Annotated in this window: 17 protein-coding genes; 5 read left to right on the forward strand and 12 right to left on the reverse strand. The window is 74.7% G+C overall.

Translation table 11 applies throughout. The features are described 5' to 3' along the window. Positions 1 to 4: 4 nt before the first annotated feature. The 4 genes from ACI8AX_RS00790 to ccrA form a co-directional block, all read right to left on the reverse strand. The gene (locus ACI8AX_RS00790; RefSeq protein ID WP_456547879.1) at positions 5 to 862 is read right to left on the reverse strand and encodes a DUF4397 domain-containing protein; all 858 of its coding nucleotides are present in this window, start codon (positions 860 to 862) and stop codon (positions 5 to 7) included. 101 nt (positions 863 to 963) lie between these two features. Next, on the reverse strand, positions 964 to 1,956 hold the full coding sequence (locus tag ACI8AX_RS00795; RefSeq protein ID WP_456547880.1) for a hypothetical protein: 993 nt from the start codon (positions 1,954 to 1,956) through the stop codon (positions 964 to 966). A 47-nt stretch (positions 1,957 to 2,003) separates the two neighbouring features. Further along, positions 2,004 to 3,341, reverse strand: coding sequence for a hypothetical protein (locus ACI8AX_RS00800; RefSeq protein WP_456547881.1), 1,338 nt, complete (start codon positions 3,339 to 3,341; stop codon positions 2,004 to 2,006). Positions 3,342 to 3,502: 161 nt separating this feature from the next. After that, on the reverse strand, positions 3,503 to 4,834 hold the full coding sequence (gene ccrA, locus ACI8AX_RS00805; protein ID WP_456547882.1) for a crotonyl-CoA carboxylase/reductase: 1,332 nt from the start codon (positions 4,832 to 4,834) through the stop codon (positions 3,503 to 3,505). 147 nt (positions 4,835 to 4,981) lie between these two features. On the opposite strand from ccrA, the gene ACI8AX_RS00810 reads away from it, so the two are divergent. Next, entirely contained in the window at positions 4,982 to 5,785 is an 804-nt protein-coding gene (locus ACI8AX_RS00810; protein WP_456547883.1) for a phytanoyl-CoA dioxygenase family protein, read from the forward strand. Between the two features lie 18 nt (positions 5,786 to 5,803). Here the strand turns inward: ACI8AX_RS00810 and mce are convergent, their stop codons facing one another. Then, the gene (mce, locus tag ACI8AX_RS00815) at positions 5,804 to 6,262 is read right to left on the reverse strand and encodes a methylmalonyl-CoA epimerase (protein ID WP_456547884.1); all 459 of its coding nucleotides are present in this window, start codon (positions 6,260 to 6,262) and stop codon (positions 5,804 to 5,806) included. Positions 6,263 to 6,678: 416 nt separating this feature from the next. On the opposite strand from mce, the gene ACI8AX_RS00820 reads away from it, so the two are divergent. Genes ACI8AX_RS00820 through ACI8AX_RS00835 form a run of 4 tightly spaced genes read left to right on the forward strand, consistent with a single transcriptional unit; the run spans position 6,679 to position 11,446 of the window. Next, entirely contained in the window at positions 6,679 to 7,872 is a 1,194-nt protein-coding gene (locus tag ACI8AX_RS00820) for an acetyl-CoA C-acetyltransferase (RefSeq protein WP_456547885.1), read from the forward strand. After that, on the forward strand, positions 7,869 to 8,924 hold the full coding sequence (gene meaB, locus ACI8AX_RS00825) for a methylmalonyl Co-A mutase-associated GTPase MeaB (protein WP_456547886.1): 1,056 nt from the start codon (positions 7,869 to 7,871) through the stop codon (positions 8,922 to 8,924). The genes ACI8AX_RS00820 and meaB overlap by 4 nt, the downstream gene beginning before the upstream one ends. Before the next feature lie 37 nt (positions 8,925 to 8,961). After that, complete coding sequence (locus ACI8AX_RS00830) at positions 8,962 to 10,434, forward strand: phytoene desaturase family protein (protein ID WP_456547887.1); 1,473 nt, start codon at positions 8,962 to 8,964, stop codon at positions 10,432 to 10,434. Positions 10,435 to 10,483: 49 nt separating this feature from the next. After that, positions 10,484 to 11,446, forward strand: coding sequence for a tetratricopeptide repeat protein (locus ACI8AX_RS00835; protein WP_456547888.1), 963 nt, complete (start codon positions 10,484 to 10,486; stop codon positions 11,444 to 11,446). A gap of 64 nt (positions 11,447 to 11,510) precedes the next feature. Here the strand turns inward: ACI8AX_RS00835 and ACI8AX_RS00840 are convergent, their stop codons facing one another. From ACI8AX_RS00840 to ACI8AX_RS00870, 7 genes are all read right to left on the reverse strand, one after another. Further along, the gene (locus ACI8AX_RS00840) at positions 11,511 to 12,806 is read right to left on the reverse strand and encodes a neutral zinc metallopeptidase (protein WP_456547889.1); all 1,296 of its coding nucleotides are present in this window, start codon (positions 12,804 to 12,806) and stop codon (positions 11,511 to 11,513) included. Positions 12,807 to 12,957: 151 nt separating this feature from the next. Continuing rightward, complete coding sequence (locus tag ACI8AX_RS00845) at positions 12,958 to 14,340, reverse strand: neutral zinc metallopeptidase (protein WP_456547890.1); 1,383 nt, start codon at positions 14,338 to 14,340, stop codon at positions 12,958 to 12,960. A gap of 125 nt (positions 14,341 to 14,465) precedes the next feature. Then, entirely contained in the window at positions 14,466 to 15,860 is a 1,395-nt protein-coding gene (locus ACI8AX_RS00850) for a hypothetical protein (protein WP_456547891.1), read from the reverse strand. Positions 15,861 to 15,946: 86 nt separating this feature from the next. Then, positions 15,947 to 18,997 (reverse strand): 1,4-alpha-glucan branching protein GlgB, encoded by a 3,051-nt coding sequence (glgB, locus tag ACI8AX_RS00855; protein WP_456547892.1) that lies wholly within the window; start codon positions 18,995 to 18,997, stop codon positions 15,947 to 15,949. A gap of 64 nt (positions 18,998 to 19,061) precedes the next feature. Beyond that, positions 19,062 to 20,432, reverse strand: a complete 1,371-nt coding sequence (locus tag ACI8AX_RS00860) for a maltokinase N-terminal cap-like domain-containing protein (RefSeq protein ID WP_456547893.1) — start codon at positions 20,430 to 20,432, stop codon at positions 19,062 to 19,064. Continuing rightward, positions 20,429 to 22,246, reverse strand: a complete 1,818-nt coding sequence (treS, locus tag ACI8AX_RS00865; RefSeq protein WP_456547894.1) for a maltose alpha-D-glucosyltransferase — start codon at positions 22,244 to 22,246, stop codon at positions 20,429 to 20,431. The genes ACI8AX_RS00860 and treS overlap by 4 nt, the downstream gene beginning before the upstream one ends. 104 nt (positions 22,247 to 22,350) lie before the next feature. Beyond that, positions 22,351 to 24,378 (reverse strand): alpha-1,4-glucan--maltose-1-phosphate maltosyltransferase, encoded by a 2,028-nt coding sequence (locus ACI8AX_RS00870; protein WP_456547895.1) that lies wholly within the window; start codon positions 24,376 to 24,378, stop codon positions 22,351 to 22,353. Positions 24,379 to 24,430: the final 52 nt, after the last annotated feature.

The following is a 24,430-nucleotide window of genomic DNA, read 5'->3' on the forward strand; positions in this document are numbered from 1 at the left end:
GTCGTCAGGACGCCGCGGAGTGCCGGCCGCGGGCGACCCGCCGGCCGGCGCGGGCCGAGGCGGCGAACAGCCCGGCGGCGGCCACCAGGGCGAGCACGACGCCGGTGAGGACCACCGGCAGCGAGGAGCCTGCGGCCGCACCGCCGGCGCCGGCCTCGACCCCGCCGGCGGGCACGGTGGCCGCGCCCGCCGCGTCGAGGACCGGCCGCACCGTCAGGCCGCCGCCCGGGGCGTCGAGGACCAGGACGCTGTAGACGGCGCCCCCGGCGACGTCGACGGGCAGCGTGACCGGCTGCCCTCCGCCGGGGGTCACCTCCAGCGCGGTGCCGCCGGCCGGGACCTCGACGTAGCCGCTGGTGTCGGAGAACGCCAGCGCGCCGGCCACGGTCCGCCCGCCGGGCAGGGTGACGCCCAGCTCCGGGGCCGATGCCGCGGCGGCGACGACCCGCATGCGGGCGGAGCCGGCCGCCGGGGAGGTCAGGTCGTCCTCCAGCACCTCCAGGCCCAGGTCGGCGAACGGGCCGACGCCGGCGACCGTCCGGGCGTCCCCGGCGCCGATCTCGACGGTCGTCGAGAGCACCGGGGGGCCGGCCGGGTCGGCGCCGGCCTGGCGCATGCTCACCGCGTAGGTGCCGGGCGGGAGCTGCTGGTAGTCCGACACGCTGCCGTAGCCGACCGCGGGGAACGTCCGGCCGGCGCCGGGCGCGGACACGGAGTCGACGTACACGTCGACCGGCGGGGTGTCCGGGGACAGGTGGGCGAGGCGCAGCTGCCCGGTGTCGGCCGCCTGCGCCTCGTGCAGCGGCAGCGCCGCGCAGACGGCGGCGAGCAGGACGGCGAGGACGGCACGGGCGGTCCGCATGAGCTCCCCCTGGGTGTCGTCGCGGTCACGCGCGAGCGCAGGGGCGCGCGAGCTGCCGGCCCCACGTGTACAGGGCACCCGGCCACGGCGCACGCCGACGGTCACGGGGTGGCCGCGGCGACGACGGCGTCGGGTCCCGGGACGTAGGCGAAGCCGACGAGGACGCCGTCCCCGGTCACCTCGACCGTGTCCGGGGCGAACGGCGCGAGCTGGGCCTCCAGCCACGCCACCAGCCGCTGGGTCGCCGACCCGTCGGCGGGCACGGGCCGGCCCCCGACGGCGTCGACCACCACCCGCCGTGCGGGCGCTGCCCCGGGCTCCTCGCCCGGCGGCGCGGGGAAGTCCCACACGCCCACGCCGTCCTGGGCGGTCAGCGCGGCGATCACCGTCAGCAGCCGGGCGTCGACGTCGCCGGCGGCGAGCACCTCTCTGGCGTCCGCCTCCGCCCGCGAGGTCGGGTTGGCCAGCACGGCCGCCGCGAGCGACGCGCGCTGACGGCGCTGCTCGGCGGTCGGCGCGACGGGCGCGGGGTCGACCAGCAGGAGGGGGAGCGCGCCGGCGCGGTCGAACCGGGCCAGCACCCGGCCGCCCTCGGGTGCGGTCTCGACCAGGACCAGCGCCGGGACCGCGGCGTCCGCGGCCCCGTCCGGCGGCGCGTCCGGCAGGACCGCCGGATCGGCGCCCGCGCGCAGCAGGGCGTCGCGGACACCGGCCGGAGCCGTGACGGTGCCGTCGTCGGGCAGCTCGCTGCGCAGCCAGTCGAGGAGGGCGGGTGGTGCCGCGTCGGGGGCGGGGGAGGCCGGGACCGCCGTGCCGGGGCCGGCCGCGTCGCGGCCGGCGCCGTCCCCCGCGTCGTCCCGGACGGACGCCACCACCACGAGGGCCGCGATCGCCGCGGCAGCCGTGGCCGCCAGGGCGACGGCCGGCCACGGGCCGCGCCGCCGGTGGGCGGCCCGGTGACCGGAGCCGGTGCCGTCGGGCCGCCACGACGGGGGGACCGACGGCCGCGCGCCGCGGCCCTCCGGCGCGGCGTGCCGGGGACCGCCGCTCCGCGCGGGCGGCTCAGCCGAGGGCGGCTCGGAGCGGTCGTGCACGGTTCGTCCGTACCGCACCGGCTGTGCCGGGCGCGGTGGAGCTGGGGTCAGCGGCGCGCCGCGGGCGCGGCGGTCTCGTCGTCGGGCCGGGCGGGGGCGCGCTCGGCCGGCCGGCCCTCGGGAGCGGCGTCGGCGGTGCCGTCGGCGGAGACCGCCGGCTGCACCAGCGTCGGCGGGTCGACCGGCCGGGACCCCGACGGGGTGCCGGCCGCGGCGCCGGGTCCGGTGGCGGGCCCGGCCGCCGGCTGCGGCGCGGTGACGGGGCGGATCACCTGCGTCTGCTGCGCCGGCGGGGTGCTCGCCTGGCCGCCGCTCACGGTCTGCATCGCGACCTGCGTGGTCGGTCCCTGCGGCGCGACCGCGGGCTGGGGCCCGGTGGGCGTCCGGTGCGCGCCGCGCTGCACGGCCGGCTGGGTGGTCGGCGCCGGCGGGCGCACGGGCTGGCGGGCGGCCGCCGCCTCGCCGGCACCCTGCGCCGGCTGCGGGGCGGGCTGCTGCGGGGGAGCCGGCGGCTGCTGGGCCGCCGGGCGGGGGGCCTGCTGGGCGCCCTGCTCGCGCACCTGCGGCGCGGGCGGGGACACCGGCCGGTCGCCGAGGTCGGGCAGCGTGCCGAGGATGCGGCGGGCCTCCAGCAGGCGGCCGGTCAGCTCGTCCCGGACGCTGCGGATCGCCGCGGCCGCGGCCTCCGCCTCGCCGACCAGGTGCGCGGCCTGCTGCTCGGCGGCGGCCACCCGCTGCCGGGCCGCCTCCGTCGAGGCGCGGTCGCGCTCCTCCTCGAGGCGGGCCGCCTCCGCGCGCCGGGCGCGCTGGGCGATCTCGAAGTCCTCCTCGACCTTGGCGCGCCGGGCCTGCGACTCGGCGTCGAGCCGGGCGACCTTCTCCTGGGCCTTGGCGACGAGCTCGTCGGCCCGGATCTGGGCCTTGGTGGCGATCTGCTCGGCGTTCTGCCGGGCCTCGGCGAGCATGCGCTCGACCTCGGCCTGCCCGGCGGCGTGCCGCTCGAGCATCGCCCGCTCCTCGGCGGCGGTCTGCTCGCGCAGCGCCGAGGCCTCCTGCTGGGCCGCCTGGCGGATCTCCGCCGCCTCCTCCTCGGCCAGCCGGAGCATGTGCGAGATGCGCTCGCTCATGTTCTCGAAGGTGGCCGGACCGGCGCTCGCGGCCTTGCGGCGCAGCTGGTCGATCTCCGCGTGCATCGCCGACAGCTGGCCGGCCAGGTCGGAGGACCGGGCCATCGCCGCGTCCCGGTCGGCGAGGGCCACCCGGATGTCGGCCTCGAGCCGCTCGATCGTCTCGGCCACCTGGTGGCGGTCGAAGCCCCGCAGGACCACGTCGAACGAGTGCTGGGCCTCGCGCATCGGCACCAGGTCGCGGCGGGGATCGGTCATGCGGTCATCCTCGCAGAGTCGGCGGAGCTCGTCGGCGTGTCGGTCCGGGGGGCCGGGCCGGCCGGGGGCGGGGTGCGTGACCCCGACGATAGAACGCGGACCGGCCAGGGGAGGTGCCCCCGGAGGGGCACCTCCCCGGAGTCCCGCGGGAGGAGCGTGGCTCAGACGCCGCGGAAGCGGTTGATCGCGCTGAGGTGCTTCTCGCGCTTCTCCCGGTCGCGGACGCCCAGGCCCTCCTCGGGGGCGAGGGTGAGGACGCCGACCTTGCCCTGGTGGGCGTTGCGGTGGACGTCGAGGGCGGCCTGACCGACCTCGTCCATCGGGTAGACCTTCGACAGGGTCGGGTGGATCAGGCCCTTGTCGATGAGCCGGTTGGCCTCCCACGCCTCCTTGTAGTTGGCGAAGTGCGAGGAGAGGATCTTCTTCAGGTTCATCCACAGGTACCGGTTGTCGTACTCGTGCAGGTACCCGGTGGTGGAGGCGCAGGTGATGATCGTGCCGCCCTTCTTGGCGACGTAGACGCTGGCGCCGAAGGTCTCCCGGCCGGGGTGCTCGAAGACGATGTCGACGTCCTCGCCACCGGTGAGCTCGCGGATCTTCTTGCCGAACCGCTGCCACTCCTTGGGGTCCTGGGTGGCCTCGTCCTTCCAGAACCGGTAGCCCTCGGCAGAGCGGTCGATGACCAGCTCGGCGCCCATCCGCCGGACGATCTCGGCCTTCTCGGGGGAGGAGACGACGCAGACGGGGATGGCGCCGCCGTTGAGCGCCATCTGGGTGGCGTAGGAGCCCAGGCCGCCGGAGGCGCCCCAGATCAGGACGGTGTCGCCCTGCTTCATGTTCGCGCCGTTGCGGGACACCAGCTGCCGGTAGGCGGTGGAGTTCACCAGCCCCGGGGCGGCGGCCTCCTCCCACGACAGGTGGGCCGGCTTGGGCATCAGCTGGTTGGACTTGACCAGCGCGAGCTCCGCGAGGCCGCCGAAGTTGGTCTCGAAGCCCCAGATCCGCTGCTGCGGGTCCATCATCGTGTCGTCGTGACCGGCCGGGTCCTCCAGCTCCACCGACAGGCAGTGGGCCACGACCTCGTCACCGGGCTTCCACTTGTTCACGCCCGGCCCCACCTTCAGCACGACGCCGGCCAGGTCCGAGCCGACCACGTGGTAGGGCAGGTCGTGGCGCTTGGTGAGCTCGGAGACCCGGCCGTAGCGCTCCAGGAACCCGAAGGTGGAGACGGGCTCGAAGATCGACGTCCACACGGTGTTGTAGTTCACCGACGACGCCATCACCGCCACGATCGCCTCGCCCGGGCCCAGCTCGGGGGTGGCGACTTCCTGCACGTGCAGTGACTTGCGCGGGTCCTTGTCGCGGGTGGCCAGGCCCTCGAACATGTCCTGCTCGTCCTTGCGGACGACGACGGCCCGGTAGGACTCCGGCACCTGGAGCCCCCCGATGTCGGCCAGCTGATCGGCGAGGATGGCGTCCCTGATCTGGTCCACGGTGTCTCCCGGGTCTTCGTCGGCTCGGAGGAGCGGGTGCGGTGGGGGCAGATGTTACTGACGAGTAGTGAGGGGGGCGAGGCGGGGCAGGGCGACCTGCGCCACTCCCCGGCGGGGCGGCGCACCGGGGTTGCCTAGGCTGCGTCCGTGGGTCCGGTCTCCCAGGAACAGGTCGAGGCGTTCGCCCGGGACGGCGTCGTCTGCGTGCGCGGTGTCTTCGACGCGGACGAGGTCGCTCGTGCCGAGCGCGCGGTCGAGGAGGTCCTGCGCCGGCCCGGCGACCTGGCGCTGACCGCCAGCCGGCCCGAGGACCCGGGGCTGTTCGTCGAGGACTTCTGCCGGTGGAGCGACGTCCCCGACATCGCCGCGCTGGCGCTGCACTCGCGGGTGCCCGAGATCGCCGCGGCGCTCCTGCGGACGCCGCGGGTGCGGCTCTACCACGACCACGTGCTGGTCAAGGAGGGCGGCACCGCACAACGCACGCCGTGGCACCAGGACCAGCCGTACTACAACGTCGACGGCCGGGGCGTCAGCGCGTGGATCCCGGTCGACCCCGTCCCGGAGGCCGGCAGCCTCGAGCTGCTGGCCGGCAGTCACGCGGGTCCGTGGCTGATGCCCCGCACCTTCATGACCGGGGAGGCGCGCTGGTTCCCCGAGGGGACGCTGGCCGAGCTGCCTGACGTCGAGGCCGACCGTTCGGCGCACGACATCCGGGCGTGGGAGCTGCGGCCCGGCGACGCGGTGTTCTTCGACTTCCTCACCGTGCACGGCGCCCCCGGCTTCCCCTTCCCCGGCCGCCGGCGGGTGCTGTCGCTGCGGTACCTGTCCGAGGAGGCCAGGCACGCGCCGCGGCCGTGGCGCACCTCGCCGCCGTTCGAGGGGCTGGCCGACGAGCTGCCCGCTGGCGCGGAGCTGGACCACCCGCTGTTCCCGGTGGCCTGGCCCCGCTGACCCGGCGGGCGCGCGGCGTCAGTGCGCGGCGGGGGTCCTCGCCGGCTCGACCAGCTCCACGAGGACCCCGCCGGCGTCCTTCGGGTGGACGAAGTTGATCCGGCTGTCGGCGGTGCCGCGCTTGGGGGCGTCGTAGAGCAGCCGCAGGCCGCGCTCGCGCAGGATCGCGCAGGTCGCGTCGACGTCCTCCACGCGGAAGGCCAGCTGCTGCAGCCCCGGGCCGGAACGGCCGATGAACTTCGCGATCGTCGACTCGGGGGTGAGCGGCGCGAGCAGCTGGATGCGGGTGTCGCCGTCGCCGACGGCGAGCATCGCCTCGCGGACGCCCTGCTCCTCGTTCGTCTCCTCGTGCACCGAGGTGATGCCGTACGTCTTCTCGTAGAAGGCGATGGCCTCGTCCAGGTCGGGGACGGCGATGCCCACGTGGTCGATGGTCGTGAACAGGCCCGCGGGCAGGCCGGTCTGCGTGTCGGTCACGCGCGGCATCCTGCCGCAGGACGTCTCGGACGTCCTGTGCGGGTGCGGCCGGTCCGGGCCCGCTGCCGGCGACGGCCTCGTGCGCCCGCTCGCCGCTGACCCCGGGCCCTCGGCGGTCGTGGGTCACGACCCGGTGGCCGGCGGCCACGGCCCACCCGACCTGCGCCTCCGGGGGCCTCCGGTCCCGGGGGACCGGTTCCACGGCGCGCTGTCCGTCGGTGCACCACCGGACCGGCGCGGCGCCGGTGTGACGCCGGGTGTGGCGCAGGCAACAGCAGCCGCCCACACGGTCCGCTCGTTGCACGGGGCGTCCTATCCTTCTGCGCAGCCCACCCGGCGGGAGCGGCGCACCCGTCCCGCCGGCCCCTCACCGACCCGGTCGCCAGCGTCGGCGGCCGGCGTACCTGGAGGCACCCATGTCCCGTTCGGTCATCGTCAGCGGCGCGCGCACCCCCATGGGCCGGCTGCTCGGCTCGCTCAAGGACTTCTCGGCGGCCGACCTGGGCGGGATCGCCATCAAGGCCGCGCTGGAGCGCGCCGGGATCACCGGCGACCAGGTCGACTACGTGATCATGGGCCAGGTCATCCAGGCCGGCGCCGGCCAGAACCCGGCCCGGCCGGCGGCCGTGGCCGGCGGCATCCCGATGTCGGTGCCCTCGTTCACGCTCAACAAGGTCTGCCTGTCGGGCATCGACGCCATCGCCCTGGCCGACCAGCTCATCCGCGCCGGGGAGTTCGACGTCGTGGTCGCCGGCGGCATGGAGTCCATGACCCAGGCCCCGCACCTGCTGAAGAACAGCCGGACCGGGACCAAGTACGGCGACACCACGCTGGTGGACGCGATGGCCCACGACGGCTTGAGCGACACCTTCGACCAGGTGGCCATGGGGGTGCTGACCGAGCAGCACAACGCGCAGTACGGCCTGACCCGCGAGGAGCAGGACGCCTTCGCCGCCGAGAGCCACCAGAAGGCGGCGCGGGCGGCCAAGAACGGGGTCTTCGACGAGGAGATCACCCCCGTCCTCATCCCGCAGCGCAAGGGCGACCCCATCGAGTTCCGCGAGGACGAGGGCATCCGCGCCGACACGACCGTGGAGAGCCTGGCCAAGCTCAAGCCGGCCTTCGCCAAGGACGGCACGATCACCGCCGGCACCGCCTCGCAGATCTCCGACGGGGCCTGCGCGGTCGTCGTCATGAGCGCCGAGAAGGCCGCCGAGCTCGGCTGCACCGTGCTCGCCGAGATCGGCGCGCACGGCGTCGTCGCCGGGCCGGACGCCTCCCTGCAGACCCAGCCGTCGCGGGCGATCCAGAAGGCGTGCGCCCGCGAGGGCATCGACCCCAAGGACCTCGACCTGGTCGAGCTCAACGAGGCCTTCGCCGCCGTCGGCATCGTCTCCACCCGCGAGCTCGGCATCGACCCGGAGAAGGTCAACCCCAACGGCGGGGCCATCGCCCTGGGCCACCCCGTCGGCATGAGCGGCGCCCGCATCGTGCTCGACCTGGCCCTGGAGCTGCGCCGGCGCGGCGGCGGCGTCGGCGCCGCCGCCCTGTGCGGCGGCGGCGGCCAGGGCGACGCGCTGATCCTGCACGTGCCCGCCAAGGCTTCGTGAGCGGGGCGGCCGGGGAGGACCTCGAGGCCACCGCCGTACAGACGCCCGGCCCCGCCGCCCCCGCCGGGCGACGACCCGCCCGGCGGGGGCGGCGCGCGGTCGACGTCCCCGCCCTCGTCGAGGGTGCCCGCGCGGGCGACCCGCGGTCGGTCGCCCGGCTGATCTCGCTGGTCGAGGACGCGAGCCCGGCGCTGCGCGAGGTCGCCGCGGCCCTGGCCCCGCACACGGGCTCGGCCCGGGTCGTGGGGCTCACCGGCTCGCCCGGCGTCGGCAAGTCGACGACGACGACCGCCCTGGTGCGGGCGCTGCGCGCGCGGGACCTGCGGGTCGGGGTGCTGGCGGTCGACCCGTCGTCGCCCTTCTCCGGTGGCGCCCTGCTCGGCGACCGGGTGCGCATGCAGGACCACGCCGGCGACCGCGGCGTCTACATCCGCTCGATGGCCTCGCGCGGCCACCTCGGCGGGCTGTCGTGGGCGACGCCCCAGGCGCTGCGGGTGCTCGACGCGGCCGGCTGCGACGTCGTCCTGGTCGAGACCGTCGGGGTCGGGCAGTCGGAGCTGGAGATCGCCTCGCTGGCCGACACTACCCTGGTGCTGGTGGCCCCGGGGATGGGCGACGGCATCCAGGCTGCGAAGGCCGGGATCCTGGAGATCGCCGACGTCTTCGTGGTGAACAAGGCCGACCGGGACGGCGCCGCCGAGACCGTGCGCGACCTGCGGTCGATGCAGTCCCTGGGTGGCCGGCACGACCAGGAGGGCTGGTGGCGGCCGCCGATCTGCCGCACGGTGGCCAGCCGGGACACCGACAACGGCATCGACGGCGTCCTCGACCAGCTCGACCGGCACGCCGAGTGGCTGGCGGCCTCGGGGGAGGGGCAGCGCCGCCGCACCGAGCGGGCGGCCCGCGAGATCGAGGCGATCGCGCTGGCCGGCCTGCGCGAGCGGATGGGCGACGTCCGCGGCTCGGCGGCGCTGGACTCCCTCGCCGCCCGGGTCGTGGCGGGGCAGACCGATCCGTTCCGGGCGGCCGACGAGCTGCTCGGGCAGCTCTAGCCGGGCAGCTCCGGGGCCGCTCGGCGAGGATGGCACGGTGAGCACGAAGCCGGACGCCGTCGTCGTCGGAACGGGACCCAACGGGCTGGCCGCGGCGCTGCGGCTGTCGGCCGCGGGGCTGCGCGTCCAGCTCGTCGAGAAGGCCGACCGCCCCGGCGGCGGCATGCGCACCGAGGAGCTGATCCGCTCCGGGGTCCACCACGACGTGTGCTCGACGGTGCACCCGATGGCCGCCGTCTCGCCGTTCTTCCGCGAGTTCGACCTGCCCAGCCGCGGCGTGCGGCTGGTGCACCCCGAGGTCTGCTACGCCCACCCGCTCGACGGCGGCCGGGCGGCGGTCTCCCGCCGGTCGCTCGAGGAGACGGCGGCCGGCCTGGGCAGCGACGCGGCGGCCTACCGCCGGCTGTTCGAGCCGCTGGTCGAGCACCGGGAGGACGTCGTCGACTTCTTCCTCTCCAGCATGCTGCGCCGGCTGCCCACCCGCAGCCCCGTCGAGGTGGCGCGCTTCGGGCTCACCGGGCTGCCCAACGTCCGGTGGCTGGCCCGGCGGAACTTCGACACCGAGGAGGGGCAGGCGCTGCTGGCCGGCGCCGCGGCGCACGGGATGCTCGACCTCGCCCGGCCGCTGACCGCGGCGCTGGGCATGCTGCTCGGGATGCTGGCCCACCACGGCGGCTGGCCGCTGATCGAGGGCGGGTCGCAGAAGCTGGCCGACGCGATGGTCACGGCGTTCGAGCAGCAGGGCGGCGAGCTGGTCACCGGGCACGAGGTGACCGACCTGCGCGAGTTCGAGGGCGTGCCGGCGGTCCTGCTCGACACGACCCCGCGGGCGTTCGTGCGGATGGCCGGCGACCGGGTGCACGACGGCTACCGCCGGTGGGTGTCGCGGTACAAGCACGGTCCCGGCGTCTTCAAGATCGACTGGATCCTGTCCGAGCCGGTGCCCTGGGCCAACCCCGAGGTCCGGCGGGCCGGGACCATCCACGTCGCCGGCACCCTGGCCGAGACGATGGCCGGGGAGGAGGGGCCGGCGCACGGCCGGCCGGCGGACAAGCCGTACGTGCTGGCGGTGCAGCCGACGGTGGTCGACCCGACGCGGGCGCCCGGCGGCGAGCACGTCTTCTGGGCCTACGTCCACGTGCCCCACGGCTCCGACGTCGACATGACCGGGGCCATCGAGGCACAGGTCGAGCGGTTCGCGCCCGGCTTCCGCGACACGATCGTCGCCCGCGCGACCAAGGACGCCCGGCAGATGGAGGTGTGGAACCCCAACCACGTCGGCGGGGACATCTCCAACGGCGAGGCCTCGCTGCGCCAGATGCTGGCGCGTCCGGTGCCGCGCTGGAACACCTACAAGACGCCGGTCGCGGGCACCTACCTCGCCTCGGCCGCCACGCCGCCGGGACCGGCGGTGCACGGCATGTGCGGGGACAACGCCGCCAGGCTCGCACTGCGGGAGGTCTTCGGGCTGCGGCACGTCCCTGCGCTGCGCCCCGCCCCGGCTGCCTGAGCAGGGCACCCGCCGCCGCGCGCGGGTCCGGGGTGGGATCATCGGGGACATGCAGCCCACTCGTCCCGGACGTCCCGACCCGCGCGCGCAGGCCCAGCAGGCACAGCTGGCCGCCGCGATGTCCGGCGCCGTCGACCTGGCCGCCGTCAAGGCCCGGTCCGAGGCCGCCGCCCGCGCCCAGTCCGCGCCGCCGCCCAGCGCCGCGGCGCCGGCCGGAGCACCCGGCGCGGCGGTCGTCGACGTCACGGAGGCGACCTTCCAGAGCGAGGTCCTCGACCGGTCCTTCCAGGTGCCGGTCGTGCTGGACCTGTGGGCCGAGTGGTGCGGGCCGTGCAAGCAGCTGTCCCCGGTGCTCGAGCGGCTGGCCGCCGAGGGCGGCGGCTCGTGGGTGCTGGCCAAGGTCGACGTCGACGCCAACCCGGCGCTGGCCCAGGGGCTGCGCGTGCAGGGCATCCCCGCGGTCAAGGCCGTGTGGCAGGGGCAGCTGGTGGCCGAGTTCACCGGCGCGATCCCCGAGGAGCAGGCCCGCCAGTTCGTCACCGAGCTGGTCCGCGCGACCACCGGCGGTGCGGTGCCCGGCGCCGGCGAGCCGCAGGAGCCCGAGGACCCGCGCCTGGACGCCGCCGAGGCCGCGCTGGAGCGCGGCGACCTCACTGCCGCGGCGGCCGCCTACCAGGCGGTCCTCGACGCCGAGCCCGACCACCCGGTGGCCGGCCTGGCGCTGCGCCAGGTGCAGCTCTTCCAGCGCGCCGACGCCGCCGGCCCCGACGCGCTGGCCGAGGCCGACGCCGCGCCCGACGACGTCGCCGCGCAGACCCGGGCCGCGGACTTCCTGCTGGGCACCGGCGACGTCGAGGGCGCGTTCGCGCGGCTGGTCGACACGGTCCGGCGCACCGCGGGGGACGACCGCGACGCCGCCCGCCAGCACCTGGTCGAGCTGTTCGCCGTCGTCGGCGACGACGACCCGCGGGTGGCCGCCGCACGCCGCCAGCTGATGATCGCCCTGTACTGAGTCCTGCCCGGCCCCCGTGCAGGGGCCCGGTGCGAGCTCGCGAGTGCCGGGGGGCACGGGGGTCCTATATGTCGCAGGCGGAGGCCCCCTCCAGGAAGCCGTTGCGGAACAGGTCGACCAGCTCGAAGCCCGACAGGTCGAGCCCGGGCAGCACCGCGGGGTCGCCGGCGCGGGTGAGCAGGAACTGCACGCTCTCGTCGACGTCGCCGGGAGAGATCACGATGTCGGTGAGCGCGCCGTCGGCGACCGCGGCCGCGTACCAGCCGGTCAGGCAGATCGCCGAGCGCCGGGCGTCCTCGTCGTCGGTGGAGAGCCCGAGCTGGGCGCGGGCCCCCAGGGCGTACGGCACCGACACCGCCGTCAGCACGGCGAAGTCGCCGATCTCGTCGTACAGCGGCCGGGCGAGGTCCTCCTCGTCGTAGCCCACGAGCCCCTCGTCGGGGCAGGCGACGAGGTCGAGGTCGTCGTCGGCCGCGCAGTCCGGCGGCGACCCGTCGAAGGCCTCGAGGTCGGGCGCCTCGAACGTGCCGCCGAGCACCTCGTCGAAGGCCCGCCGCCAGAACTCCGGCAGCGAGGTCCCCGCGAGCTCCTGGGCGGTCGGGAACGGCGCGTCGCCGCCGCTGGCCAGGTCCTGGTCGGAGGTGAACTCCTGCTGGGTGAAGGGGCGGTCGGGGCCGAACTCGTCCCGGCACGCCTCGGCCCCGGCGTCGAACCCCTCCTGGAACGCGGACACCCGGTCGAAGAACGAGCCGTGCGCCTGCTCCTCGAACTGCCCGGTGCCGACCGGGTCGCGCAGCTGCAGGTAGCCGCCCAGGACCTGGTCGAGCTCGACCTCGCGGATCTGGGTGTGCTCGGCCTCGCCCGCGGCGACCCAGGCGGTCCACGCGCCGGCGAAGCAGTCGGCCTGGGTCTCGGTGAGGATCGACGTCCGGGGGTAGCCGACCCGGGCCTGGATCGCGTGCCCGTACTCGTGCGCCATGACCAGGGCCGGGAGGAAGCGCCCCGAGTCCTCGGCCAGCTCGCCGAGGAAGGCGCGGTCCCAGCTGATGGAGTCGGAGTTGGCGACGCCCTCGGCCTGGCAGTAGAAGGCGTTGCTCTCGGCGTCGGCGGGGTCGGCGCCGCAGCCGATGCCGTCGGGGTAGGCGGCCGGGTCGACGTCGTCGGGGTCGACGCTGAAGAAGCCGCCGCGCAGGGGCTCGAAGTCGACGTCGAAGACGTCGGGCAGGGTCTCGGCCCAGTAGGTGCCGAGGTCGGCGAGGGCGTTGGTGGCCAGCCGGTCGACCGGGCCGCCGTCGGTGCCGACGACGCCGACCTCGCCGTCGGGCGCGTCCGGCGGAGGCGGCTCGGCCGCCCGGGGCACGCCGCCGAGCGTCACCACGCACCCCGAAAGCAGCAGGCCGGCGGCCAGGGCGGCGACAGCGGCGCCGGACCGGCGCCGGAAACGAGGACGTCCCACCGTCGCGGGGTGCCCGCGACGGTGGGACGGCAACCGCTCCGGCCGGAGCCGGGTCCTACTGGATGCCGCAGGGGTCGGCGCCGGGGCCCTCGAGGAAGCCGGCCCGGAAGGCGCCGATCAGCTCGAACCCGGTGGCGTCGACGTTGGGCAGGACGGTCTCGAGCTGGCCGTAGGTCAGCAGGAACTGGACCGCCTCGTCCACGTCGCCGGGGCTGAGCGTGGTGTTCTCCTCGAAGTCGCCGTTGAAGAACGCCGCGGTGTAGGCGCCGGCGAGGCACACGGTGGCCGTGGTGTCGTCGGCGGGCAGGCCCAGGTGCGCCCGGACGGCCTGCCCGTAGGGCAGGGCGTAGGCCGTCGCCACGGCGAAGTCGCCGAGCTCGGCGTACGCGGACTCCACCAGCTCCCCGTCGACGTAGACGGTGTTGTCCGACTCGCACCAGCCCAGCTCCCGCTCGACCATGTCGCCGCACTCGGGTGCGGTCCCGCTGAAGTCGAGCGTCGGGGCGTCGAGGCCGTCGACCCAGGAGTCGAAGTACACCGGCAGCGAGTTCGTGATGACGTCCGGCACGACGTCGAAGGGGGCGTTGCCCTCGTTGTCGTAGTCCTCCTGGTTGGAGAACTCGTCGACGGTGAAGACCCGGGCGCCCTCCGCGTAGTTGTCCCGGCAGGCGGCGACGCCGTCGGTGTACCCCTCGTAGAAGGCCGACGCCCGGTCGAAGCCGGACCCGTGCGCGCCCTGCACGTCGACGTCGGTGAGGCCCACCGGGTCGCGCAGCTCGATGAAGCCGCTGATCACCCGGTCGAGGTCCTCGACCCGCACGGTGGTGTGCTCGGCGTTGCCGGCGACGACCCACTGGGTGAAGGCGCCGGCGAGGCAGTCGGCCTGGGTCTCGAGGTAGATGGTGATGTCGCTGAACCGGCCGATGCGGCCGGCGGGCTCGTCGAGCGGGCCCTGCAGCAGGTGCCCGAACTCGTGGGCCATGATCGCGGAGTTGATGTACGGGCCGAACTGCTCCATCTGGCCGGCGATGAACGGCCGGTCGTAGGCGACGACGTCGCAGCCGTAGTGGTAGAAGGCGTTCATCTCCACCTCGGCGGGGTCGACCGGGTACTCCTCGCAGCCGATGCCGGTGTCCTCCGGGTAGAGGCTGTAGTCGATGTCGTCGGTGTCGACGGACGAGTACGGGCCCTGCAGGGGCAGGAAGTCCTCCCCGAAGTACTCGGGGAAGGACTGGGTCCAGAAGGTGTTGAGGTCGACGAAGGCGTTGCGCGCGATCCGGTCGACCTCGTTGTCGGCGGCCCCCACGATCGGGAACTCGTCGGCCGTCGCGTCGGTGACCGGCGGGTTCGCGGTTCCGTCGATGCTGCTGGTGCAACCGGTGAGCAGCACGCTGCCCACCGCTGCCGCGACCACCGCGCGGCGCGAGACCTGCCTCATGGAGCGTCGTTCCTCGTCTGCTGGGGGACTGCCGCCCTGCAGGCGGCGGTTCGAGAGCCGGCACATGATGCACGAGCACCGTCCGCCGTGGTGCCGAATCGCGCGCGCGTCCTCCGACCGGAGGATCAGGCGGCGCAGGCGTCACCCGCGGACTCGAAGCCGCGGCGGAACGCGTCCACCAGCTCCGTGGCCGGCAACTCCGGCGCCGGCACGAGCGACGGGTCCTCCGCGGCGTCGAGCAGCACCAGTGCGGCCTCGTCCACGTCACCGGGGGAGAGCTGCAGCTCTTGGCCGGGCAGCTCGCCGGCGAACGCCAGGCCGGTCATCCAGCCGACGGTGCAGGCGGCCGAGGCCAGCGCCGCGGGGCCGTCGACGTCCAGGCCGAGCTGCTCGCGGGCGGCCATCGCCCACGGCAGGCCGATCAGCGCGACGACGGCGAAGTCGCCCAGCTCCGCCGCCGCGGGTGCGAGCACGTCCTCGTCGGCGACGACCGTGGAGCGGCCGTCGGCGTCGACGCACCAGCCCAGCCGCAGCTGCGGCGTGGCCGGCCGGCACGCGTCGGGCAGCGACGGGGTGACCGCCGGGGTGGGGACGTCGCCGGTCCAGCCACCACCGCCGCCGAGCTGGCCGGCGGACAGGGCCGACCAGAAGTCGTCCAGGAACTGCTCTGCGGCGGTCAGCGTCTCGCTCAGCGGCAGGTCGCCGCCGGCCTCCTCGTCCTCCGCGGACTCGAACTCCGCGATCACGAACACGCGGTCCCCGGTGAACTCCTCGCGGCAGGCCTGCGCGCCGCCGTGCCACCCGACGAGGAACGCGGCGAGCTGGTCGTAGGCCGACCCGTGCGCGCCCGGGTCCTCGGGTGAGCTGCCGGCCGGGTCGCCGAAGAACGCGTACCCCTCCAGGTACAGGTCGAGCTCGGCCGGGCGGACGGCGCTGTGCGCGCCGCCACCGTCGGCGACCCATCGGCTCCACGACCCGGCGAGGCACTCGGCCTGGGTCTCCAGCACCAGCGAGGACTCCCGGTCGGCGGTGCCGACGCGGTGCTGCACCGCGTGCGCCATCTCGTGCGCCATCGTCGAGGAGACGACCAGCGGCCCGATCGCCGTCATCGAGTCGGCCAGGCCGCCGGCGTTGTAGAGGACGGTGTCGGTGTCGGGGCAGTAGAGCGCGCTGGTCATCGCGACGTAGTCCACGTCCACGCAGCTGTCGCGGGGCAGGTCGCCGTCGTCGTCGGTGGCCGGGTCGACCGACCAGTAGCCGCCCTCGGGCGGGGTGAACTCCTCGCCGTAGACGGCGGGCAGCGTCTCCTCCCAGTACGTGACGACGTCGGCCAGCGCGTTGCGCGCGACCCGGTCGACCTCGTCGTCCCCGGCGAGGCCGACGGGCAGGTCGGCCTCGGTCGCGTCGGTGCGCAGCCCGCCCACCGGCTCGCCGGCGCCGGACACGACCGAGGTGCAGCCGGCGGCGAGGACGCCGGCCGCGACGAGGAGTACGAGACGGGCGGCCGGGCGGCGGGACACGGCCCGGGAGGCTGCCCGCTGCCTCCCGGGCCGTCAACGGCCCCGGTCGTGGTGGTCCCGGGCGGGGCGCCCCGTGGCGCCGGCGCTCAGCCCTCGTGCAGCAGCCAGACGGTGCCCAGCGGCGGGGCGGACAGGGTCGCCGAGAAGGGCTGCCCGTGCCAGGGCTGCGCCTCGGCGACCACGAGCCCGGCGTTGCCGACACCCGAGCCGCCGTAGCCCTCGGCGTCGGTGTTGAGGACCTCCCGCCAGGTGCCGCCGCGGGGCAGGCCGATGCGGTAGCCGTGGTGCGGGGCGCCGGCGAAGTTGGAGACGACGGCGAGCGCCTGGCCCGGCGTCTGCCCGGCGTCCTCCGGGGACCCGGCGCCCTCGGGCAGCTCCGCCCGCCCCGGCTTCCCGTAGCGCAGGAAGCTCAGCACGTTGCCCGAGGCGTCGTTGGCGTCGATCCACTGGAAGCCCGCGGGGTCGACGTCCAGCGACCAGAGCGCCTCCAGCTCGCGGTAGCGGGCGTTGAGGTCGGTGACCAGCTGCAGCACGCCGCGGTGCGCCGGGTCGTCGAGGTGCCACCAGTCCAGCGACCGGCTCTCGGCCCACTCGGAGTCCTGGGCGAACTCCGAGCCCATGAACAGCAGCTGCTTGCCGGGGTGGGACCACATGAACGCCAGGTAGGCGCGCAGGTTGGCCAGCTGCTGCCACCGGTCACCGGGCATCTTCCGCAGCAGCGAGCCCTTGCCGTACACGACCTCGTCGTGGCTGATCGGCAGGACGTAGTTCTCGGAGTAGGCGTAGATCATCGAGAACGTCATCTGGCCGTGGTGGTAGCTGCGGTGCACCGGCTGCTTGCTCATGTACTCGAGCGAGTCGTGCATCCAGCCCATGTTCCACTTGAAGCCGAAGCCCAGGCCCCCGAGGTAGGTGGGGCGGGTGACGCCGGGCCAGGCGGTGGACTCCTCGGCGATGGTGACCACCCCGGGCACCTCGCGGTAGACGGTCGCGTTCATCTCCTGCAGGAACGCCACGGCCTCCAGGTTCTCCCGGCCGCCGTGCACGTTGGGCGTCCACTGGCCCTCCTCGCGGGAGTAGTCCAGGTAGAGCATCGAGGCGACCGCGTCGACGCGGATGCCGTCGACGTGGAACTCCTTGCACCAGAACAGCGCGTTCGCGACGAGGAAGTTGCGGACCTCGACGCGGCCGAAGTCGAAGACGTAGGTGCCCCAGTCGGGCTGCTCGCCGCGGCGGGGGTCGGGGTGCTCGTACAGGGGGGTGCCGTCGAAGCGGGCCAGGGCCCAGGCGTCCTTGGGGAAGTGCGCCGGCACCCAGTCGACGATGACGCCGATGCCGGCCCGGTGCGCCCGGTCGACGAGGTAGCGGAAGTCGTCCGGGCTGCCGAAGCGGGCGGTGGGCGCGTAGTAGCTGGTGACCTGGTAGCCCCAGGAGCCGCCGAAGGGGTGCTCGGCGACGGGCATGCACTCGATGTGGGTGAACCCGGCGGCCGAGACGTAGTCGACCAGCTCGTCGGCGAGCTGCCGGTAGGACAGGCCCTGCCGCCACGAGCCCAGGTGCACCTCGTAGACGCTCATCGGCCGCTCGTGCCAGTTGCCGGCCGCGCGGGCGGTCAGCCACTCCTCGTCGCCCCACTCGTGCGTGGAGTCGGTGACGACGGAGGCGTTGAGCGGCGGCACCTCGGTGGCGAAGGCCAGCGGGTCGGACTTCTCCCGCCAGGTGCCGTCGGCGCCGAGGACGTGGTAGCGGTACCGGCTGCCGACCTGGACGCCGGGGATGTAGATCTCCCACACACCGGAGGAGCCCAGCGACCGCATCGGGTAGGCGCGGGCCTCCCAGTAGTCGAAGTCGCCGGTCACCTTCACGCCGCGGGCGTTGGGCGCCCACACGGCGAAGGACACGCCCTCCACCGTGCCGCGTGGGGTCTCGTAGCGGCGGACGTGCGCGCCCAGGACCTCCCACAGCCGCTCGTGCCGGCCCTCGCGGATGAGGTGCTGGTCCAGCTCGCCGACCGTGGGGAGCCAGCGGTACGGGTCGTCGACGGTGTAGGCGTGCCCGGAGTCGTCCGCGCCGCCGTCGGCCCGGTAGACGACCTCGAGCCGGTAGTCGCCGGGCTGCCGGGGGAGCAGCGCCTCGTAGATGCCGCCGCCGTGCAGCTGCCGCGCCTCGTAGCGGGTGCCGTCCTCGTCGAGGACGGCGACGGACACCGCGTCGGGCCGCAGCGTGCGCACCGCCCACCCGTCGCCGGTGGCGTGGGCGCCCAGGACGGCGTGCGGGTCGTGCGACCAGCCCTCCACCACCGCACGCAGGTCGTCGCCGGAGACCTCCCGCGCACCGGCCGGCTCGGGGTCGACCCCGCCCGCCTCGGGCGCGGTCCCCTCGGCGGCCGGGCCCGTCGTCGCGGCCGCGTCGGCGGGGGCATCGGCGAAGGCGGGCGCATCGACGGAGGCGGGCGCATCGACGGAGGCGGGCGCATCGGCGGGGGCGGGGGCATCGGCGGGGGCCTGCTCCGGTGCCTGCGGCGTGCTCGGCGCCGCCGGGTCGGGGTCGGGGGCCTCCGGCTGCCCGGCGGGGGCGCCGCTGGGCGACCCCGGCTCGGCGATCGGCGCCGGGGCGACCACCGGCGCGGCGGTACCGCCCTGCTCGGCGACGACGTCGGCCTGCGGCTCGTGGATGTCGGCGGGGGAGCTCGCGGCGGCCTTCCTGCGGGGTGCGCGCTCGGCCGGGGTGCGCTCGGCGGGCGCCTTGCGCGGCGCCCGCTTCGCCGGCGCCGCCGGGGCGTCCTCGGTGGCTGCGCCCTGCGCGCCCACCGCGCCGGCGCTGGCGGCCGGCTCGACCTCGGCCACCGCGCCCTGCGCCGCGACGGTCTTCTTCGCCGCGGCCTTGCGGGTGGCCTTCTTCGCCGGGGCGCCGTCGCCCTCGGCGGCCGCTGCCGCCTTCTTCGTGGCGGGGGCCTTCTTCGCGGCGGGGGCCTTCTTCGCGGCGGGCGCCTTCTTGGCCGCCGCGCGCTTCGCCGGTGGCGTGGCGTTGACGACCGGCTCGCTCTCGGCGGCCCGCGCCTCCTCGGCCATCTGGTCGACCGCGCGCTCCAGCTGCTCGCGGGTGGCCGGGCTGTCCGGGGTCTCGGGGGAGGTCATCGCGTCGTCCTCTTCGTGGGCGTCGGTGTCGGCTGCGGATCCGGCTGCGGCGGGGGAGCGCCGGTCAGGTCGCGGCGAGCCGCGACAGCGACTGCAGCGGGATCATCAGCCAGTGGGGGCGGTTGCGCGCCTCGTACAGGCACTCGTAGACGGCCTTGTCCGCCTCGAACGCCCGCAGCACGGGCGAGTCGGCGCAGGGGTCGAGCCCGCTGGCGGCCGAGTAGCCGGCGCAGAAGGCGCTGCGGTTGCGCTCGGCCCACTCCTGGGCGCGGTAGGCGCGCTGGGTGTCCTCGGGCTGCTCGACGAGCATGTGCCGGGCGGCGTAGTCGAAGCTGCGGAGCATCCCGGCGACGTCGCGCATGGGGCTGTCCAGCTGCCGCCGCGCCGCCAGCGGCCGGGCCGGCTCGCCCTCGAAGTCGAGGATGATCCAGCCGGTCGCGGTGCGCAGGACCTGCCCCAGGTGCAGGTCGCCGTGCACCCGCTGGCGCACGACCGGCTCGTCGCTCGACGCGAGCTGCGCGTACAGCCGGCGCAGGCCCTCGGCGTGCTCCTCCAGCTGCGGGACCACCGCCAGCGCCGCCTCCAGCCGGCCGGTCATCTCCTCGGCCGCGGCGGCGAACCACGCGCGGTCGGCCGGCTCCGTGGGCAGCACCTGGGCGAGGTCGCGGTGCACCGAGGCGGTGGCCGCCCCGAGCCGCTCGCTGTCGGCGGCGAAGTCCCCGCCGACCTCGTCGGCGTGCAGGTCGCCCTCGGCGTAGAGGTCCCGCACGCTCGCCGTGGCCAGCCGCCACCCGTCGCTGGCGTTGGGCACGAACGTCTGGAGCATCAGCACGGTGGCCGGCGCGGTCTCGCGGTCCCGGTCGTGGTCGATCTCCGCGTAGCCCAGCAGGGGCGCGATGTGCTTGTTGTCCGACCGGCGCAGCGCGTCGTGGATCTCGACGTCGGGGTTGAGCCCGGGCTCCAGCCGCCGGAAGAGCTTGAGGATCGCCTCCTGGCCGTAGACCAGCGAGGTGTTGCTCTGCTCGGTGGAGATCACGTCGCCGGGCAGGCCGGCCGGGATGGCGGCGCCCTCCTCGGCGACGAAGCGCAGCGAGCCCACGCGGTCCTGCTGGGCGAGGTGCACCAGCCAGGGCGCGGTGGCGTCGCGGTCCCGCAGCGCGTCGTAGGCCCAGGTCTGCGAGTCGCCGCTGGTCACGGCTCCGACCAGCGCCGAGCTGAGCTCCTCGACGGGGTGCTCTCGCCACGACAGCGGCACCAGGTAGGTCTCGGTCGCGCCGTCGGCGTAGCCGACCCGGACGCGGTGGACCGACAGGACCGGCCCGCTGCGCTCGAGGAAGAAGCCGTCCTCGCTCACGTCGGCCCACTCGCGGCCCTTGCCGCCGAACCACCGCTGGTGCGGCATCCACTCGCGCAGGAGGTCCGTCAGGGTCGTCATCGGGTGTCTCCGGGGGTCTCGGGATCGCCGGCTGCGGTGTCCTCCTCGCTCACGAGCCCCGCGGCCAGCAGCGAGTCGGCGACCGCGCTGCCGGACTCGTGCTCCTCGACCACGGGCTCGGGCTCGGGCGTGGGCTTGGCCAGCTCGAACCAGTAGAAGCCGTGCCCGGCGAGGGTGAGCATGTAGGGCAGGACGCCGATCTGCGGGAACTCCACCCGGCCGGTGAGCTCGATCGGCGTGTAGCCCTCGAAGCGGCGCAGGTCGAGCTCGACCGGCTGGGGGAAGCGCGACAGGTTGTTCACGCACAGCACGACGTCGTCGCCGAACTCCCGCACGAACGACAGCACCGTCGGGTTGCGCGAGCCGATCTCGGCGTAGCTGCCCAGGCCGAAGGTCGGGTGCTGGCCGCGGACGCGCAGCATCTCCCGGATCCAGTGCAGCAGCGAGGTCGTGTTCCGCAGCTGCGACTCGACGTTGGTGACCTGGTAGCCGTACACCGGGTCCTGGTTCAGCGGCAGGTACATCCGCTGCGGGTCGGCGGTGGAGAAGCCGCCGTTGCGGTCGGGCGTCCACTGCATCGGGGTGCGGACGCCGTCGCGGTCACCGAGCCAGATGTTGTCGCCCATCCCGATCTCGTCCCCGTAGTAGAGGACAGGCGAGCCGGGCAGGCTCAGCAGCAGGGCGTTGAACAGCTCGAGGGTGTCGATGTCGTTGTCCAGCAGCGGCGCCAGCCGGCGGCGGATGCCGATGTTGGCCTTCATGCGGGGGTCCTTGGCGTACTCCGCCCACATGTAGTCGCGTTCCTCGTCGGTGACCATCTCGAGGGTCAGCTCGTCGTGGTTGCGCAGGAAGATGCCCCACTGGCAGTTGTCGGGGATGTCCGGCGTCTGGGCCATGATCTCCGAGATCGGGAACCGCTGCTCCCGCCGCACGCCCATGAACAGGCGCGGCATGACGGGGAAGTGGAAGGCCATCTGGCACTCGTCGCCGTCCTCGCCGAAGTACTCGACGACGTCGGCCGGCCACTGGTTGGCCTCGCACAGCAGCACCCGGTCGGGGTAGTCGCGGTCGACCACCTTGCGGACCTGCTTGAGCAGCTCGTGGGTCCGGGGGAGGTTCTCGCAGTTGGTCCCCTCCTCCTCGAACAGGTAGGGGACGGCGTCGAGCCGGAAGCCGTCGATGCCCAGGTCCAGCCAGAAGCGCAGCGCGTCGAGGATCGCCTCGACCACCTTGGGGTTCTCGAAGTTCAGGTCGGGCTGGTGGCTGAAGAAGCGGTGCCAGAAGTACTGCTTGCGCACCGGGTCGAACGTCCAGTTCGAGGACTCGGTGTCGACGAAGATGATCCGGGCGTCGGCGTAGCCGGTGTCGTCGTCGGCCCACACGTAGAAGTCGCCGTAGGGCCCCTCGGGGTCGCTGCGACTGGCCTGGAACCAGGGGTGCTGGTCCGAGGTGTGGTTCATGACGAAGTCGATGATCACGCGGATGCCGCGGGAGTGGGCCTCCTCGAGGAGCTCCCGGAAGTCCTCGATGTCGCCGAACTCGGGCAGCACCGCGGTGTAGTCGCTGACGTCGTAGCCGCCGTCGCGCAGCGGCGAGGCGAAGAACGGCGGCAGCCACAGGCAGTCGACGCCGAGCCACTGCAGGTAGTCCAGCTTGTCGATCATGCCGCGCAGGTCGCCCACGCCGTCGGCGTTGCTGTCGGCGAAGCCGCGCACCAGCACCTCGTAGAAGACCGCGCGCTTGTACCACTCCGGGTCGGTGCCGGGTGGGGGCAGCGCGGAGCGGCGGGGGGAGTCGGGAACGGGAACGGTCATCGGAGGAGTCGCCCCTCGGGTCGTGCTGTGCGGGTGGAGTGGGGCGTGGCCCCCTTGCAGGGGCCCGCCACGAGCGTGCTGGTGGTGGGGGGCAAGGGGGTCCTTCAGGCGACCGGCGGCGGCCAGGTCACCGGCCGGGGGAACGTGACGGAGAAGACGTGCGCCGGCTCGTGGTACGGGTCGAGCTCGACGTAGTTGAACTGGCCCCAGTCGTAGCTGGCGCCCGACAGCTCGTCGTGGACGGTGAACCGCTCGTGCCAGTCCAGGCCCAGCACGGCCATGTCCAGCGCCGTCGTCCCGATCTGCCGGTTGTGGCTCTCCAGGGCGACCACGACGAGGACGGCGTCCTGGGAGCCGGGGTCGGTCTTGGAGAAGCAGAGCAGGTTCGGGTTGTCGACCGGGTGGAAGCGCAGCGTCCGCAGCTGCTGCAGCGCCGGGTGGGCGCGGCGGATCTCGTTGAGCCGCGTCAGGTACGGCGCCAGGCTGCGGCCGGCCGCCTCGGCCGCGGCCCAGTCGCGCGGGCGCAGCCGGTACTTCTCGCTGTCGAGGTACTCCTCGCTGCCGGGCTTGACCGCGACGTGCTCGAACAGCTCGTAGCCGGAGTACACGCCCCAGGTCGGGCTCATCATCGACGCGAGCACCGCGCGGATCTTGAACATCGGCGGCCCGCCGTACTGCAGCGACGCGTGCAGGATGTCCGGGGTGTTCACGAAGAAGTTCGGCCGCATGTAGTGCGCGTTCTCGGCGAGCTCGCGGCCGTAGTCCTCGATCTCGCCGCGCTCGGTGCGCCACGTGAAGTACGTGTAGGACTGCGTGTACCCCAGCCGCGCCAGCTGGTGCATCATCGCCGGCCGGGTGAAGGCCTCGGCGAGGAAGAGCACGTCGGGGTGGCTCTCCTTGACGTCCCAGATGAGCCAGTGCCAGAAGTTCAGCGGCTTGGTGTGCGGGTTGTCGACGCGGAAGATCTTCACCCCGGCGTCGATCCAGACCTGGATCACCCGGCGGCACTCGGCGTAGATGCCCTCGGGGTCGTTGTCGAAGTTGATCGGGTAGATGTCCTGGTACTTCTTCGGCGGGTTCTCCGCGTAGGCGATCGTGCCGTCGGGCTTGGTGGTGAACCACTCGGGGTGGCTCTTCACCCAGGGGTGGTCGGGCGCGGCCTGCAGCGCGAAGTCCAGCGCCACCTCCATGCCCAGCTCGCGGGTGCGCTCGACGAAGGCGCGGAAGTCGTCCATGGTGCCCAGCTGCGGGTGGACGGCGTCGTGGCCGCCCTCGGCCGAGCCGATGGCCCACGGCGACCCGACGTCGTCGGGCCCGATCTCGTACGGGTTGCCACCCGGGTACTGGGCGGTGTTCGGCCCCTTGCGGTTGACCGTGCCGATCGGGTGGATCGGGGGCAGGTAGACGACGTCGAAGCCCATGTCGGCCACCGCCGGCAGCCGGTCGGCGGCGGTGGTGAACGTGCCGTGCGTCGCGGTGCCGCCCACCACCGGGCCGGTCGAGCGCGGGAAGAACTCGTACCAGGAGCCGTACAGCGCCCGCGGCCGGTCGACCCACACCTGGTACTCCGGGGTGGCGGTGACCAGCTCGCGGACCGGATGCCCGTGCAGGTACTCCTGCACCGCGGGGGCCAGCGCCGGCGCGACCCGCTCGTGCAGGCCGAGGCCGGTGTCGCGCAGCGCGGTGACCGCGTCGGTCAGCCGGCCCCGCCACTCGTCGCCGGCCTCGGCGGCGACCCGCTCGAGGAGCCGGGCGCCCTCCTCGAGGTCGTTGGCGAGGTCCTCGGGGCCCTGCCCGGCCTCGATCTTGACCTCGACGGCGTGGTGCCAGGTGGCCAGCGGGTCACTCCACGCCTCGACCCGGAAGGTCCAGCGGCCCTCGCGGTCGGGCACGACCGTGGCCAGCCAGCGGTCGGGCTCCTGGCTGTAGGGGGCCATCCGGGTGAAGGCGCCGCGGGTGCCGTCGGGGGCCGTCCAGACGACGTCCGCGGCGACGGCGTCGTGCCCCTCGCGGAACACGGTGGCGGTGATCGGCACGTGCTCACCGACCACGGCGCGGGCCGAGAAGGACCCGCAGGACACGACGGGGGCGACATCGGTGATGCCGAGGCGGAGGTCTGCGCGGCCAGTCATCGCGATCACGCTAGAAGGACCCCCTCGCCCCTGCCACTCGCAGGCTCGCGGC

Source organism: Blastococcus sp. SYSU D00813 (genome assembly GCF_054050735.1).

Bases quoted from the DNA above. Each gene is read 5' to 3' on its own strand.
- ACI8AX_RS00790 (WP_456547879.1), bottom strand. From the start codon at position 862: ATGCGGACCGCCCGTGCCGTCCTCGCCGTCCTGCTCGCCGCCGTCTGC.
- ACI8AX_RS00800 (WP_456547881.1), bottom strand. From the start codon at position 3,341: ATGACCGATCCCCGCCGCGACCTGGTGCCGATGCGCGAGGCCCAGCAC.
- ACI8AX_RS00820 (WP_456547885.1), top strand. From the start codon at position 6,679: ATGTCCCGTTCGGTCATCGTCAGCGGCGCGCGCACCCCCATGGGCCGG.
- ACI8AX_RS00835 (WP_456547888.1), top strand. From the start codon at position 10,484: ATGCAGCCCACTCGTCCCGGACGTCCCGACCCGCGCGCGCAGGCCCAG.
- ACI8AX_RS00845 (WP_456547890.1), bottom strand. From the start codon at position 14,340: ATGAGGCAGGTCTCGCGCCGCGCGGTGGTCGCGGCAGCGGTGGGCAGC.
- glgB (WP_456547892.1), bottom strand. From the start codon at position 18,997: ATGACCTCCCCCGAGACCCCGGACAGCCCGGCCACCCGCGAGCAGCTG.
- ACI8AX_RS00860 (WP_456547893.1), bottom strand. From the start codon at position 20,432: ATGACGACCCTGACGGACCTCCTGCGCGAGTGGATGCCGCACCAGCGG.
- treS (WP_456547894.1), bottom strand. From the start codon at position 22,246: ATGACCGTTCCCGTTCCCGACTCCCCCCGCCGCTCCGCGCTGCCCCCA.
- ACI8AX_RS00870 (WP_456547895.1), bottom strand. From the start codon at position 24,378: ATGACTGGCCGCGCAGACCTCCGCCTCGGCATCACCGATGTCGCCCCC.